Genomic DNA, 13,011 nt, shown 5'->3' with positions numbered 1-13,011 from the left:
GCTCCTCGGTGGGCAGCAAATGCTCCAGTGTACCTTGCGCCCGCCCAAGCCAGAAAACACGATCATGAACGCATCGCAAGCCAAGAACCCCACCCACGGCGTCACGCTGGAACAGATGCTGAACCAGCTGGTCGGCCACTACGGCTGGCCGGAGCTGGGCCGGCGCATCCAGATCCGCTGCTTCAATCACGATCCCAGCGTCAAATCCAGCCTGGCCTTCTTGCGCCGCACCCCGTGGGCGCGCCAGCAGGTGGAAGACTTGTTCGTGGCGCTGAAGACCCGGCCGCAGGCGGCCGCCGGTTCCGGAACGGACTCCCGTCCGCGGCTGTTTTCCAAAAAATCGTCCTGACGATCCATTGTCCCTGTCCACGGTTTGACGCTGTATTGCGTTATGGCGATGGGAACCCCCTATCGTCAGCCGGGAGCGTGAGATGGAACTGGAAATCAGCGTGGAAGCGGAGAAGAAGTACTTGAACAGCCTAGTGGCGCTGACCGTGGTGCTGCTGTCGGTGTTCATGGGACTGGGCAAGCTGAAGGACGACAATATCGTGCAGGCGCGCCAGCTCTTGAAGGCGGACGCCGTGGACGGCTGGTCCGAATACCAATCCAAGAAGATCAAACAGCATCTGGCGGAAAGCAGCCTGCGCCAGGCGCGTTTGCTGGCGCTGGCCAATCCGGCGGCGGCGGCGGCCTTGCGGCCGGAGCAAGCGGCGATTCAAGGCGATATCGCCCGCTACGCGGCGGAGGCTCAGGCTTTGCAGCAGAAAGCCAAGGCCAAGGAGCGGGGCTTCGAGGAGTTGAACGCTCGTCATGAGCTGTTCGACGTCAGCGACGCCGGCCTGTCCATCGCCGTGGCCTGCGCCGCGGTGGCGGCGCTGGCCGCCAATTTCATCCCGCTCTTGTGCGCCTGGGCTTTTGGCGCGCTGGGCGTGTTTTTCTGGCTGGCGGGTTTCGCCGGCTGGAACATCCATCCGGGCTGGATCGTTTCCTTGCTGGGCTGAGCCGCCGAGGCTGCGGCCCTATCGGCGGCAGGGTTGCAACTGTCATCGATTTGGATCAGGCTGTCCGGGTTTTCCGCAATCCTGCGTTTTGTCCCGAGACATTCTGAACTGGAGAAAAGCGATGAAACTGTATTTTTCCCCCGGCGCCTGCTCGCTGTCCCCGCATATCGTGTTGTTCGCCAGCGGCCTGCCGTTCGATACCGAGAAGGTCAATCTCAAGGTTCAGCCGCATCTGACCGAGGGCGGGGTGGACTTCTCCACCATCAATCCGCGCGGCTATGTGCCGGCCTTGCAGTTGGACAACGGCGAACTGCTGGCCGAGGGCGTGGCCATCGTGCAATACCTGGCGGATCAGGTGCCGGCCAAGCAGTTGGCGCCGGCCAACGGCACGCTGGAGCGCTACCGGCTGCAAGAGTGGCTGAACTATATCTCCACCGAGGTGCACAAGGGCTTCTCGCCGCTGTTCTATCCCAATAGCGACGAACTCAAGCAGCAGGCCTGGGACAAGCTGACCCGCCGCCTGGGGCTGGCGGAGCAGCAGCTGGCGAAAACGCCCTATTTGCTGGGCGAACGTTTCAGCGTGGCCGACGCCTATCTGTTCACCTGCCTGAACTGGGCGCAGTTCGTCCAGCGCTCGCTGGGCGATTTCCCGGCGCTGATCGATTTCCAGAAACGCGTGGCGGCGCTGCCCTTCGTGCAGCAGGCCTTGAAGGCGGAAGGCTTGCTGGAATAATTCCAACTGGAACGGGAATAAGTTCGCTGTTCCAGACAAGATCATGCCCGGCTCCGGCCGGGCATTTTTCATGGCGAGTGGATTTATACCGCCTCGGCCTGCAGGTGCCGCAGATACGCGTCCGCGCTGGCCTCGATCTCGGCGTCGCTCAGATCGTGCTCGGCGCCGTGCAGCGTGAAGCCGGGCAGCCATTCGGCGCGGAGGTAGCGGCAGGTCAGTTCGAACGGCCGCAGCACTTCCTCCATCCGGTACAGATAGCGGCCGTCGGGCGCGAAGTCCCGCTCGCGTATGCCGGTGGACACCGCCACGCTGATGCGCTTGTCCCGCATGCGCCAGTCTTCCGGCCATGCGCCGATGGCGAAGCCCTCGTCCAGCACCTGGTCCTGCCAGGTTTTCAACAGCGGCGGCGAACTGAACCAGTACAGCGGGAATTGCAGCACGATGCGTTGGTGGCGGTTCAGCAGCGCCTGTTCGCGCGCCACGTCGATATTGCCGTCCGGATAAGCCTGATATAACGAGTGCACGGTGTAGCGCTCCGGGTGCCGGCATAACGCGGCCATCCAGCGGCGGTTGATTCGGGATTGTTCCAGGTCGGGGTGGGCAACGATGATCAGGGTTTTCATGGCGCTTCCTGTAAAATGGGAGAGGGCATGCTAACAACGGATCAAGTTGTTGATAAGTATGCACTTTTTTGTTTCATAAGCACCAAGAGGTAACTGTGCCCGCATGAGCGAACTGAATTTCCCCATCGACGCCACCGTGCGGCTGGTGGGCGGCAAATGGAAATGCGCGATCCTCTGCCATTTGTCTGAGGACAGCCGGCGCACCGGCGAACTGCGCCGCTTGCTGGGCGGGGTGTCGCAGAAAGTGTTGACCGAGCAACTGCGCGAACTGGAGCGCGACGGCCTGATCGCGCGCACGGTTTACGCTGAAGTGCCGCCGCGGGTGGATTACCGGCTGACCGAGCTGGGCGACACGCTGCGGCCGGTGATAGACGCGATGTGCGCCTGGGGCGCTTTCTATCTGGAGCGGCCGACGGCGGGCGTATAATGCGGGCGCGATAAAACCAGAAAAAGGCTGTCCCGTGAAACTTGCGCCTCTCCTCCTCACCTCCCTGTTGGCCGCGACGGCCGTGAACGCTTGGGCCGCCCCGCTGAAGCTGCGGGTGCTGGAAACCTCCGACGTGCACATGAACCTGCTGGATTACGATTACTACCAGGACAAGCCGACGCAGGACTTCGGCCTGGCGCGCGCGGCGACGCTGATCCGCGCGGCGCGGCAAGAGGTGCGCAACAGCCTGCTGATAGACAACGGCGATCTGTTGCAAGGCAATCCGCTGGGCGATCTGGTGGCCAAGGTTCAGCCGCTGCGCGCCGGCGAGGTTCATCCCGCCTACAAAGTGCTCAACTGGCTGGGTTACGACGCCGGCAATATCGGCAACCACGAGTTCAATTACGGCTTGCCCTTTCTGGGTCAGGCGCTGAAGACGGCGGCCTTTCCCTATGTCAACGCCAATGTGGTGGACGCCAAGACCGGCCGGCCGTATTTCCAGCCCTATGTGTTGCTCAAGCGGGAGTTCAAGGACGAGGACGGCCAGCCGCAGACGCTGAACATCGGCGTGATCGGCTTTGTGCCGCCGCAGATCATGCAGTGGGACAAGGCCAATCTGCAGGGCAAGGTGGAGGTGAGGGACATCGTCGACACCGCGCGCCTTTATCTGCCCGAACTCAAGCAGAAGGGCGCCGACATCGTGATTGCGGTGCCGCATTCCGGTTTCGAAAAAGGCGAGAGCGCGCGCTTCGCCGAGAACTCGGTGGCCGGCCTGGCCGAGGTGGCCGGCATCGACGCCATCTTGTTTGGCCACGCCCACGCGGAATTCCCGTCTTCCGCCTTCGCCGGCTATCCCAAGGTGGACCTGGCCGCCGGCACCATCAACGGCGTGCCGGCGGTGATGCCGGGACGCTGGGGCGATCATATCGGCGTGGTGGACCTGGTGCTGGAGTGGGGCGACGGCGGCTGGAAAGTCAGCGGCAAACAGGCCGGCCTGCGCGCCGTCTACGACAAGCAGGCCAAGCGATCGCTGGCGGCCGCCGAGCCCAAGGTGGCCGAGCTGATCGCCGCCGAACACCGCCGGACGCTGGACTATGTGCGCGGCAAGGTGGCGGAAACCCGCGCGCCGATTTACAGCTACTTCGCCCAGGCGGCGGACGACCCCTCGGTGCAGATCGTGGCCGAGGCCCAGGCCTGGTATGTGAAGAACGCGATCAAGGGCACCGAGTACGAAGGCTTGCCGGTATTGTCCGCCGCCGCGCCGTTCAAGGCCGGCGGCCGCCAGGGCTGGAATTACTACACCGACATCCCGGCCGGTCCGCTGGCGATCCGCAATCTGGCCGATCTCTACATCTATCCCAATACGCTGAAGGCGGTGAAGGTCAGCGGCCGCGAAGTGCGCGAGTGGCTGGAGATGTCAGCCGGGCAGTTCCTGCGCATCGATCCCAAGGGCCCCAAGACCCAGCCGCTGCTGAACCCGGAATTCCGCTCTTACAACTTCGACAGCATCGCCGGCGTCAGCTATGAGATCGACGTCAGCCGGCCGGCGCGCTACGACGCCGACGGCAAGCTGGTTGCATCGGACAGCCATCGCATCGTCAAGCTGAGCTATCAGGGCAAGCCGATAGACGAGAACGCCGGTTTCCTGGTGGCCACCAACAACTACCGCGCCTCCGGCGGCGGCCACTTCCCCGGCATAGACTCCAGCCGCGTGGTGGTGGATTCGCCGGACGAAAACCGCGCGGCGGTGGCCGCCTATCTGGCCGAGCGCAAGGTGGTGGACCCGGCGGCCAAGCCGGCCTGGCGCATCCTGCCGGTGGCCGGCGTCGCCATGCGCTTCGACACTGGCGCCGGCGCGTTGCGCTATCTGGCGCGCCAGCCGCAGTTCCGCCTGGCGGCGGAGCATGGCGACGGTTCGGTGAGCCTGGAGCTGGTGGAATAAGAGAAAGGTTTAAGAACCTGTTCACGACCTGCTTCGCTGAGGCGGTACAGGGTTAAAAACAAGCTCAAAATGCTCATGTGCCACTCGTACATTCTGTTTTTTCGCTCGTTTTTGCCTTGTCTCGCTCTGGCTCGCGAGACTTTGAACAAGCGCTAAGCCTGTTCTCGCGTATTGCTGTTAGCGATATCGGGAATGGGCGATGCGGCCAGTTCGCCGCGTCGATGCAGCTGGCTGTGGACCTCGGCCGGTTGCAGCGCCTCGCGCAGCCGCGCCAGCGCGGCGTCGATGCGGGCCTGGCCGCACATGAACAGGTCCAGCGCGGCGTAGCCGTGTTCCGGCCAGGTGTGGATGCTGAGGTGGGACTCCATCAGCAGTAGGATGCCGGTGACGCCCTGGGCTTCGCCGAAGTGGTGGACATGGCCGGCCAGCACGGTGGCGCCGGCGGCCTGCGCCGCCTGGCGCAGCGCCTGTTCCACCTGGGCCGGGTCGCAGAGGCGCTGCGGCGGACAGCCGTGAAAATCCGCCAGCAGATGCCGGCCGATCGCCGTCTTCATTTATGGCCGCCGCCGCTGCCCCAGCCGGAGGAGCCGCCGCCGCTACCGCTGCTCCAGCTGCGGGAGCTGGAGCCGCCGCTGTCCATATTGGAAAAGTTGAGCATGGTGGTGATCACGATCACCAGCAGGCAAAACGCTTTATAGAGTCCTGGCGACATCGGCCTTCATTCCTTCTGCTTGAGCGGTATCGCCAGCACGCAGCAGGCGAAGAAGCAAATCAGCAGCCCATCGCCGATATCCTGACCCAGAAAGGCCAGCGGCAGGTTGATCAATAACAGCACCAGGCCGAATTTGAAGGCGATGGCCTTCAAATCCTCGCCGTCGTCCTCGGCGGCGGAAAAACCCGGTTCGATCGGCGTGGCGCTGCCAAACCAGCGGCCGACCTCCACCGAGGTGGCCAGGCGGCTGCAGCTCCAGCTCAGTTCCTGCGCGGAGAGTTCGCGCGACAAGCGCTTCTGGCCGCCGGAGATCTGGTATTCGCTGAGCAGCGCTTGATCGCCCAACTGGGCGCGCCAGGGGAAGGCGCCGGCGGCGTAGACGATGCGGGCGGCGTAGTCGGGATAGGCGCGCTGATAGGCCTTGTTGCCCAGCATCGCGTAATCGGCGCGCAAGCTGTCCACCCACACGTCCATCAACTCGCCGATAAACCAGCCGTCGCCGCTTTCCACCAGCCAGCGGAAGCCCTTGTCCACGTTGTAGAGCAGGTATTCGCACCAGCGGCTGTCGGCGTCCTCTTCCTCGGCCCACACCAGCGCGCCGGTCAGCGTCCACGGCAGCTTGTCTATGGTGGCGGTCTTGCCCAGCTCCAGCGTCAGCGGCGCGTCCAGCCGCTGTTGCGCCTTGCTCAGCGCCAGCGCCTGGTCGCCGCTGGCGTCCACCTGGGTGTGGCAGTGGCCGCAAACCAGTTGGGTGGCGGCGCCGGCGCGGTAGCTCAGCGGCGCGGCGCAGGACGGGCATTCCAGCGAGGCGACGCTGCCTTTCAGCTTGCCGGTGGCTTCTTCTATCATCCGCGCATCGCGCAAGCGCTCCATGCGCAGCTGCTGCAGGGTGACGGCGTTGCCGAGGAAAAGCTGAGGCTTTTGCGGGTTGTCGGAGTAATCCAGCGTCAGGAATTGCGCCTGGCGGCGCGCGTCCACCACCTTGGCCTGCCAGCCGGCGCCCACCTGGAAGGGCAGCTCGCCCTCGCCGGCGGTGCATTCGGCGCTGCGAACGTCGGAGATCACGAAATCGGCCTTGCCGTGGCGGAAGACCGCGCCGGGCCGCTGGTGTTCGAAGCCCGCCGCTTGCGGCGCCGCGCCGGCGGCCAGCGTCAGCGTGTACTGGCCGACGCTTTCCGACAGCCAGCCGTCGCCGCCGTCGTCGAACAGCACATACCACTCGTTCCACAGGCCGGCGTCGTAGCGCAGCTGGATGCGGCCGACGATGCTGAAGCCGCGGTCCATGTACAGGCCGCAGCTGGTGATTTGCAGCGGCGAGTAATCATTGAGCAGCGCCGCCATCTTGCCGATGTCGCGGACGCTGTCCGCGCTGCGCAGCAGGGTGCTCTGGCAATAGGCGCACACCGCCATGGCGGAGGCTTCGGACTTGAACTCGACATCGGCGCCGCAGGAGGGGCAGGCAATACGGTACATGCGCTAGCTTAACCCACCAGTTTCTTCAGCACGTCGGCCTTGGCCGCGTCGTAATCCGCCTGGGTGATCAGGCCCTGATCCAGCAGGCCCTTGAGCTGGGCCAGCTTGGCTTGCGGATTGTCCGCCGCAGGCGCGGCGGCTGTCGTTGCCGGCGCGGCTTGCGCGGCGGGCGCAGCCTCCGGCTGCACGGCCTGCTGCATGGCCTGGCCCATCAACTGGCCGACGCCGACGCCGGCCGCCAAGCCGGCGCCCAGGCCGGCGATGCCGCCCTCGTTCTGCGCCGCCAGCGGAATGCTTTCCGCCGCCTGGTAGCGGGTGTATTGGTTGAGATCGCCGGCCATGCCCATGGCGATGCGCTTGTCTATGGCTTTTTGCAGCTCTTCCGGCAGCGAGATGTTTTCCACCGCGAAGCTGTCCAGCTCCAGGCCCAGGCGCTGGAAGACCGGGATCAGCGCTTCGCGGATCTTGTCCGCCATCAGGCCCTGGTTGCCGGCCATGTCGAGGAAGGGCACGCCGCTGCCGCCCAGCACGCTGCTCATGGTGGCCACCACCTGGTTGCGCAGCTGCAGCTCCAGATCGTCGCGGCTGTAGCTGTCGCGGGTGCCGCTGACCTCGGTGAAGAACAGGCGCGGATCGGCCACGCGGTAGGAATAGACGCCGAAGGCGCGCAACCGCACCATGCCGAAGTCCTGGTCGCGTATCGTCACCGGCTGGGCGGTGCCCCATTTGCGGCCCAGTTGCAGCCGGGTGCTGAAGAAGTGCACATCGGATTTGAAGGGGGATTCGAACAGCTTGTCCCAGTTCTTCAGATAGGTCAGCACCGGCAGGGTCTGGGTGGTCAGCTTGTACATGCCGGGTTCGAACACGTCGGCGATCTTGCCTTCGTTGATGAACACCGCCGCCTGCGATTCCCGCACCGTCAGGCTGCCGCCGTACTGGATCTCGTTGTCCTGCATCGGATAACGCCAGGCCAGCACGCCGTCTTCCTGTTCCTGCCACTCCAGGATGTCGATGAACTGCTTCTTGATGAAAGACATCAGGCTCATAGTGTCTGCTCCAATTGAAAAGGCGCGGCCGGGTTCAGGACAGGCTGCCGGCGTTGATCAGGCCCACTGCCAGGTGGATGGATCCGGCCAGGATGCCCATCGCCAGATTATTGTCTATCAGCGCGCGGCTCAGGTCCTTCAGGCAGCGCGCTACCACCATGTGGACGACGATCTGCACCAGCATGGCCAACAGCGCCCACAGCATGAAGCTGTTCCAGTTGTTCAGGTGCCAGGCGCTGGAGGCCAGCGTCAGCGAAAAGCCCAGCAGCGCGCCGGCGAAGGACACCGCGGCGGCGTGGCCGTTGTCGCGGATCAGCTTCAGCTCGTCTATCGGGGTGACCCAGCAATAAATCACCGCGAACAGCGCCAACAGCGCGAGGCCGCTGCCCATATAGGTCAGATAGGCGATCAGGGCGGGCAGGAAGGCGGCAATCATGGTCAGGCGTCCTTTGTCGATGCGGAGCGCGCGCGGCGGCGGGCCGCGGGCTGGGGCATAATGGCGGCTATTTTACCCACAATGACAATCCAATGCGAAATCGCTTGCTGATAGTATCGGTGTTTATCGTGGCCTCCTGCGGGCTGGCTTACGAGCTGATCACCGGCGCGCTGGCCAGTTACTTGCTGGGCGACTCGGTGCTGCAGTTCTCTTCCATCATAGGCTGCTACTTGTTCGCCATGGGGGTGGGCTCCCATTTGTCCAAGTACGTGAAGGACGAGCGGGTGCTGGACGCCTTCATCGAAATCGAGCTGCTGGTCGGCCTGATCGGCGGCGTGTCCGCCGCCGTGTTGTTCCTGGTCTTCGCCTGGGCCGGCGAGCCGTTCCGCCTGGTGCTCTACGGCCTGGTCTTCGTGATCGGGGTGTTGGTGGGCATGGAAATCCCGCTGGTGATGCGGGCGATGAACCAGCGCCAGGCGAGCTTTTCCGAGCTGGTCAGCCAGGTGCTGACTTTCGACTACCTGGGCGCGCTGGCGGTGTCCTTGCTGTTTCCCTTGGTGCTGGCGCCCCGGCTGGGCCTGGCGCGCAGCGCGCTGCTGTTCGGCCTGCTCAACGCCGGCGTGGCCTTGTGGGCTTGCCGCGCCTTCCGCCATGAATTGCGCCGGCCCGGCTTGCAGATGGCGCGCAGCGGCGTGGTCTTGCTGCTGTTGATCGGCGGTTTTCTGGCCTCCGATCACCTGACGCGCTGGAGCGAGAAGGCGGTGTACGGAGACGAGATCATCCACGCCGAGACCACGCCCTACCAGCGTTTGGTAATCACCAAGTGGAAGAGCGATCTGCGGCTCTACATCAACGGCAATCTGCAATTCTCCAGCCGCGACGAACACCGCTACCACGAGGCGCTGGTGCATCCGGTGCTGGCCAAGCTGCCGTGGGCGCGCAATGTGCTGGTGTTGGGCGGCGGCGACGGTCTGGCGGTGCGCGAGATGCTCAAATACCGCAATATCCAGCGCATCACCCTGGTGGATCTGGACCCGGCGATGACCCGGCTGTTCAGCCGCTCCGAGCCGCTGCGCGCCTTGAACCAGGGCTCTTTGACCGATCCGCGCGTCACCGTGGTCAACGACGACGCCGCGCGCTGGCTGGAGCAGGACCATGGCAGTTTCGACGCCGTCATCGTCGATTTCCCGGACCCGTCCAATTTCGCCTTGGGCAAATTGTATTCGGTGCCGCTGTACCGGCTGCTGGCGCGCCACCTGGCGGAAAACGGCCTGGCGGTGGTGCAGTCCACCTCGCCCATGCACGCGCCGCGCTCGTTCTGGAGCGTGGACGCCACCTTGCGCGCCGCCGGCCTGCACACCACGCCCTACCACGCCTATGTGCCGTCCTTCGGCGAATGGGGCTTCATCATCGCCTCCAAGAAGCCGGGCTACACGCCGCCGGAACGCTATACGGTGCCGCTGCGTTTCCTGGACAAGGAGGCCACGCGACAGATGTTCTTTTTCCCGCCCGACATGCCGCGTTGGAAGGTGCTGCCCAATGAGCTGAACAATCAGCAATTGGTGCACTACTTCGAGCAGGACTGGTCGCAGGTGCTGCGCTGATGCGCCGCCGCGAGGTCTTGCAACTGGCGGCGGCGCTGGCCGGCCTGCCCCTGTTGTCCGGCTGCGAACGGGTGATGTGGCTGGGCCTGCCCTTGCGCTTGAACCGGCCGGGCATGGCCGCCGGCCACCGGCTGCGCGGCGGCATGAGACCGCCGCCGCCGCGCGAAACGCGCCGCTGCCGCGTCGCCATCGTCGGCAGCGGCGTGGCCGGCCTGTTCGCCGCCTGGCGGCTGCGCAAGGAGGGCTTCGACGACGTGGTGGTGCTGGACGGGCCGGAGCCGGACGGCAACGCCGCGGCCGGCGCTTTCGGCGGCTATCGCTATCCCACCGGCGCCCACTATCTGCCGCTGCCGTCGATGGAGTCGCGCCATGTGCGCGAACTGTTGGCCGAGATGGGGGTGATCGAGGCCGATCCCTACGGCGCGCGGCCGCGTTTCGACGAGCGCGCGACCGTGCACGCGCCGGACGAGCGGCTGTGGGTAAACGGCCAGTGGCAGGAAGGCTTGCTGCCCCGGCTGGGCATGGGCGCGGACGAGTTGGCGCAGCAGCGGCGTTTTCTCGCCCAGACCGCCGCCTGGCGCGAACAGCGCGGCCGCGACGGCCGCCGAGTGTTCTGCGTGCCGCTGGCGCTGTCCTCGCAAGACCCGGCCTGGACCGCGCTGGATCGGTTGAGCTTCGCCGACTGGCTGCGCGCCAACGGCTACACCGCGCCCGGCCTGCTGTGGTATCTGGACTACTGCTGTCGCGACGATTACGGCAGCGCGCTGGCCGCCACTTCGGCCTGGGCCGGCCTGCATTATTTCTGCAGCCGCGGCGGCCTGGCGGCCAATGCCGAGGAGGGCGCGGTGCTGACCTGGCCGGACGGGCTGAATCCGCTGATCCGCCATCTGCGCGCCCGCATCGGCGCCGAGCGGCAATGGCCGGGCGTGGCCTGGCGGGCGGCGCCGGCCGACGCCGGCATGGCGGTGGACTATCTGGACGCGGCCGGCGCGAGCCGGCGCCTGCTGGCCGAACGGGTGATCCTGGCGACGCCGCTGCATGTCAGTCTGCATCTGAGCGAGCAGTTGCCGGAACTGGGCTTCGAGCGCCGCCACCTGCCGCCGCGCGCGCCGTGGCTGATAGGCAACTTCCTGATCGACCGTTTCCCGGCGGAGCCGGCCGCCGCGCCGCTGGCCTGGGATAATGTGGTGTACGGCAGCCGCGGCCTGGGCTATGTGGTGTCCACCCATCAATTGATCCGCGCGGCCAAGCCGGAGCAGAGCGTGTTCACCACTTACCACGCCTTCGCCGACCCGGCGCCGGCGGATGCGCGTAAAATGCTGGAGGCCGCCAGCGCCGAGGACCTGTTCGCCACCGCCGCCGCCGATTTGCGGACCGTCTACGGCTGGCGTTTCCGCCAGTCGCTGTTGCAGGTGGAACTGACCGCGCGCGGCCACGCGATGGCCAGTCCGGCGCCGGGCTTTCTGTCCAACCCCGGCTTGCGCGCCTTGCGCGAGGCCGACGGCCCGCTCTTGTTCGCCCATTCCGATCTCAGCGGTCTGTCGCTGTTCGAGGAGGCCGCGTGGTGGGGGGAGCAGGCGGCCTTGAAGGTGCTTGGCGCATGAGAACCTGTTCATAGTCTGCCGCGCGTCGGCGATACGGCGTTGAAGCGGTCTTCGAAATGCTCATGTACCACGTGTACATTCCGCTTTATCAGCCGCAACGCCCTGTCTCGCTCGCGAGCTTTTGAACAGGCTCTGGGGCGGCAAGCGCCTGATGTTCCACGTGAAACCCGGATTGAACGATGACCGAAGCCCTGATTGCTACTGAAAAACTCACCGCCGCATTGCAGCGTTTTGCCGATGAACGCGATTGGAACCGCTACCACACGCCGCGCGGCCTGATGCTGGCGCTGGTGGGCGAGGTGGGCGAACTGGCGGAAATCTTCCAATGGCTGAGCGACGAGGAAGCCGCCGCGCTGCGCGACGATCCGGCGCGCTTCACCCATCTGCAGGAGGAAATCGCCGATGTGCTGCTCTACCTGACGCGGCTGGCGATGGTGACGGGAGTGGACCTGGACGCGGCGGTACGCGACAAAATGGCCAAGAACGCCGTCAAATACCCTGTGCCAACGGCCGGCTGAGCGTATGGCATGAAAACGGCTAAGCTGAGGCCACGGTACGCGAGTGCATGACGCGGCCAGCTTCTATAGTGGATTCAATCAATAGCTGGAATGCATAGATGTCCGAGCAAATCCACCGCCTGCGCCAGATGCTGGAGCAGGCGGAAACCATTGTGGCGCTGACCGGCGCCGGCATGAGCACCGAATCCGGCATCCCGGACTTCCGCTCCGCCAACGGCCTGTGGTCGCGCAGCATGAGCCTGGCCGAAGTGGTGTCCATCGATTATTTTCGTCGCGATCCAGAAGCGTTCTGGCAGGCGTTTCGCGAGATCTTCCGCATCAAGTTGATTGGCGATTACCGGCCCAACGCCGGCCACCAGTTTCTGGCGGAATTGGAGCAGCAGGGCAAGCGGGTGACGGTGCTGACTCAGAACATAGACGGCCTGCACGCGCGCGCCGGCAGCGGCCAGGTGCTGGAATTGCACGGCAGCTTGCTGACCGCCAGCTGCCCCAGCTGCGACACCACTCACGCGCTGGACTACGTGCTGCATCACCCGTTGCCGGTCTGCCGGCTGTGTCACGACGTGCTCAAGCCCGACGTGGTGCTGTACGGGGAGGCGGTGCCCTTGATCGAGCTGGCCTTCGACGCCGCCTTGCAGGCGGACCTGCTGCTGGTGATGGGCTCGTCGTTGGAGGTGTCGCCGGTCAATCTGATCCCGCTGGAGGCGGCGCAGGCCGGCGTGGCCACCGCCTTGATCAATTACACGCCCACGCGCATGGACCACGCTTTCGACCTGCGCATTCTGGGCGGCATCGGGGAGACCTGCCGCGCCTTGTCCGACGCTTGAGAGGCGGAGCAGGGCCCGCCGCGCGTCGGCTCGCGGGACTTTGAACCGGCGCTAAAAAACGACGA

The 13,011-nt window shown here is 65.3% G+C and carries 15 protein-coding genes; 9 read left to right on the top strand and 6 right to left on the bottom strand.

The genetic code is table 11. The features are described 5' to 3' along the window. Positions 1-64: 64 nt before the first annotated feature. The 3 genes from NK214_RS13565 to gstA all read left to right on the top strand — a co-directional run bounded on the left by NK214_RS13565 (position 65) and on the right by gstA (position 1,734). Positions 65-349 (top strand): VF530 family DNA-binding protein, encoded by a 285-nt coding sequence (locus NK214_RS13565; RefSeq protein WP_107801319.1) that lies wholly within the window; start codon positions 65-67, stop codon positions 347-349. A gap of 82 nt (positions 350-431) precedes the next feature. After that, positions 432-1,001, top strand: a complete 570-nt coding sequence (locus tag NK214_RS13560) for a DUF4337 domain-containing protein (protein ID WP_253314749.1) — start codon at positions 432-434, stop codon at positions 999-1,001. 121 nt (positions 1,002-1,122) lie between these two features. Then, positions 1,123-1,734 (top strand): glutathione transferase GstA, encoded by a 612-nt coding sequence (gstA, locus tag NK214_RS13555; protein WP_107801317.1) that lies wholly within the window; start codon positions 1,123-1,125, stop codon positions 1,732-1,734. An 83-nt stretch (positions 1,735-1,817) separates the two neighbouring features. Here the strand turns inward: gstA and NK214_RS13550 are convergent, their stop codons facing one another. After that, the gene (locus NK214_RS13550; protein WP_253314748.1) at positions 1,818-2,357 is read right to left on the bottom strand and encodes an NAD(P)H-dependent oxidoreductase; all 540 of its coding nucleotides are present in this window, start codon (positions 2,355-2,357) and stop codon (positions 1,818-1,820) included. Positions 2,358-2,460: 103 nt separating this feature from the next. On the opposite strand from NK214_RS13550, the gene NK214_RS13545 reads away from it, so the two are divergent. Continuing rightward, the gene (locus NK214_RS13545; RefSeq protein WP_107801315.1) at positions 2,461-2,784 is read left to right on the top strand and encodes a helix-turn-helix domain-containing protein; all 324 of its coding nucleotides are present in this window, start codon (positions 2,461-2,463) and stop codon (positions 2,782-2,784) included. Between the two features lie 34 nt (positions 2,785-2,818). Beyond that, entirely contained in the window at positions 2,819-4,726 is a 1,908-nt protein-coding gene (locus NK214_RS13540; protein WP_371926249.1) for a bifunctional 2',3'-cyclic-nucleotide 2'-phosphodiesterase/3'-nucleotidase, read from the top strand. A 152-nt stretch (positions 4,727-4,878) separates the two neighbouring features. On the opposite strand, the gene speD is transcribed toward NK214_RS13540, so the two are convergent. From speD to NK214_RS13515, 5 genes are read right to left on the bottom strand one after another with little or no spacing between them, the layout of a single operon-like run. Further along, complete coding sequence (gene speD / locus NK214_RS13535; protein ID WP_235085591.1) at positions 4,879-5,280, bottom strand: adenosylmethionine decarboxylase; 402 nt, start codon at positions 5,278-5,280, stop codon at positions 4,879-4,881. Continuing rightward, complete coding sequence (locus NK214_RS13530; RefSeq protein WP_235085593.1) at positions 5,277-5,438, bottom strand: hypothetical protein; 162 nt, start codon at positions 5,436-5,438, stop codon at positions 5,277-5,279. Before NK214_RS13530 ends, speD begins: the two co-directional genes overlap by 4 nt. A gap of 6 nt (positions 5,439-5,444) precedes the next feature. Then, complete coding sequence (locus NK214_RS13525; RefSeq protein WP_253314746.1) at positions 5,445-6,911, bottom strand: DUF4178 domain-containing protein; 1,467 nt, start codon at positions 6,909-6,911, stop codon at positions 5,445-5,447. Positions 6,912-6,919: 8 nt separating this feature from the next. Then, complete coding sequence (locus NK214_RS13520) at positions 6,920-7,951, bottom strand: SPFH domain-containing protein (RefSeq protein ID WP_253314750.1); 1,032 nt, start codon at positions 7,949-7,951, stop codon at positions 6,920-6,922. Positions 7,952-7,991: 40 nt separating this feature from the next. After that, complete coding sequence (locus NK214_RS13515) at positions 7,992-8,393, bottom strand: DUF350 domain-containing protein (protein ID WP_235085601.1); 402 nt, start codon at positions 8,391-8,393, stop codon at positions 7,992-7,994. 92 nt (positions 8,394-8,485) lie between these two features. Here NK214_RS13515 and NK214_RS13510 point away from each other — a divergent pair, with 92 nt between their 5' ends. From NK214_RS13510 to NK214_RS13495, 4 genes are all read left to right on the top strand, one after another. Then, a complete protein-coding gene (locus tag NK214_RS13510) occupies positions 8,486-9,997 on the top strand; it encodes a polyamine aminopropyltransferase (protein WP_235085604.1) in 1,512 nt (503 codons plus the stop codon). Next, entirely contained in the window at positions 9,997-11,601 is a 1,605-nt protein-coding gene (locus NK214_RS13505) for an NAD(P)/FAD-dependent oxidoreductase (RefSeq protein ID WP_253314745.1), read from the top strand. Before NK214_RS13510 ends, NK214_RS13505 begins: the two co-directional genes overlap by 1 nt. Before the next feature lie 179 nt (positions 11,602-11,780). Next, positions 11,781-12,119, top strand: a complete 339-nt coding sequence (locus NK214_RS13500; RefSeq protein WP_107801313.1) for a nucleotide pyrophosphohydrolase — start codon at positions 11,781-11,783, stop codon at positions 12,117-12,119. Between the two features lie 98 nt (positions 12,120-12,217). Further along, positions 12,218-12,946 carry an NAD-dependent protein deacylase gene (locus tag NK214_RS13495; protein WP_107801312.1) on the top strand — a complete coding sequence of 243 codons (729 nt, stop codon included), beginning with the start codon at positions 12,218-12,220 and terminating at the stop codon, positions 12,944-12,946. Positions 12,947-13,011: the final 65 nt, after the last annotated feature.

The organism is Chromobacterium sp. S0633 (assembly GCF_024158805.1).
Lineage (GTDB): Bacteria > Pseudomonadota > Gammaproteobacteria > Burkholderiales > Chromobacteriaceae > Chromobacterium.
The sequence above is the reverse complement of the archived record's forward strand: the minus strand, read 5'-3'. Positions and strand labels throughout refer to the sequence as shown.

Excerpts from the sequence above, each read along its gene's own strand:
- NK214_RS13565 (WP_107801319.1), top strand. The coding sequence starts at position 65 with ATGAACGCATCGCAAGCCAAGAACCCCACCCACGGCGTCACGCTGGAA.
- NK214_RS13560 (WP_253314749.1), top strand. The coding sequence starts at position 432 with ATGGAACTGGAAATCAGCGTGGAAGCGGAGAAGAAGTACTTGAACAGC.
- gstA (WP_107801317.1), top strand. The coding sequence starts at position 1,123 with ATGAAACTGTATTTTTCCCCCGGCGCCTGCTCGCTGTCCCCGCATATC.
- NK214_RS13550 (WP_253314748.1), bottom strand. The coding sequence starts at position 2,357 with ATGAAAACCCTGATCATCGTTGCCCACCCCGACCTGGAACAATCCCGA.
- NK214_RS13545 (WP_107801315.1), top strand. The coding sequence starts at position 2,461 with ATGAGCGAACTGAATTTCCCCATCGACGCCACCGTGCGGCTGGTGGGC.
- speD (WP_235085591.1), bottom strand. The coding sequence starts at position 5,280 with ATGAAGACGGCGATCGGCCGGCATCTGCTGGCGGATTTTCACGGCTGT.
- NK214_RS13530 (WP_235085593.1), bottom strand. The coding sequence starts at position 5,438 with ATGTCGCCAGGACTCTATAAAGCGTTTTGCCTGCTGGTGATCGTGATC.
- NK214_RS13525 (WP_253314746.1), bottom strand. The coding sequence starts at position 6,911 with ATGTACCGTATTGCCTGCCCCTCCTGCGGCGCCGATGTCGAGTTCAAG.
- NK214_RS13515 (WP_235085601.1), bottom strand. The coding sequence starts at position 8,393 with ATGATTGCCGCCTTCCTGCCCGCCCTGATCGCCTATCTGACCTATATG.
- NK214_RS13510 (WP_235085604.1), top strand. The coding sequence starts at position 8,486 with ATGCGAAATCGCTTGCTGATAGTATCGGTGTTTATCGTGGCCTCCTGC.
- NK214_RS13505 (WP_253314745.1), top strand. The coding sequence starts at position 9,997 with ATGCGCCGCCGCGAGGTCTTGCAACTGGCGGCGGCGCTGGCCGGCCTG.
- NK214_RS13500 (WP_107801313.1), top strand. The coding sequence starts at position 11,781 with ATGACCGAAGCCCTGATTGCTACTGAAAAACTCACCGCCGCATTGCAG.
- NK214_RS13495 (WP_107801312.1), top strand. The coding sequence starts at position 12,218 with ATGTCCGAGCAAATCCACCGCCTGCGCCAGATGCTGGAGCAGGCGGAA.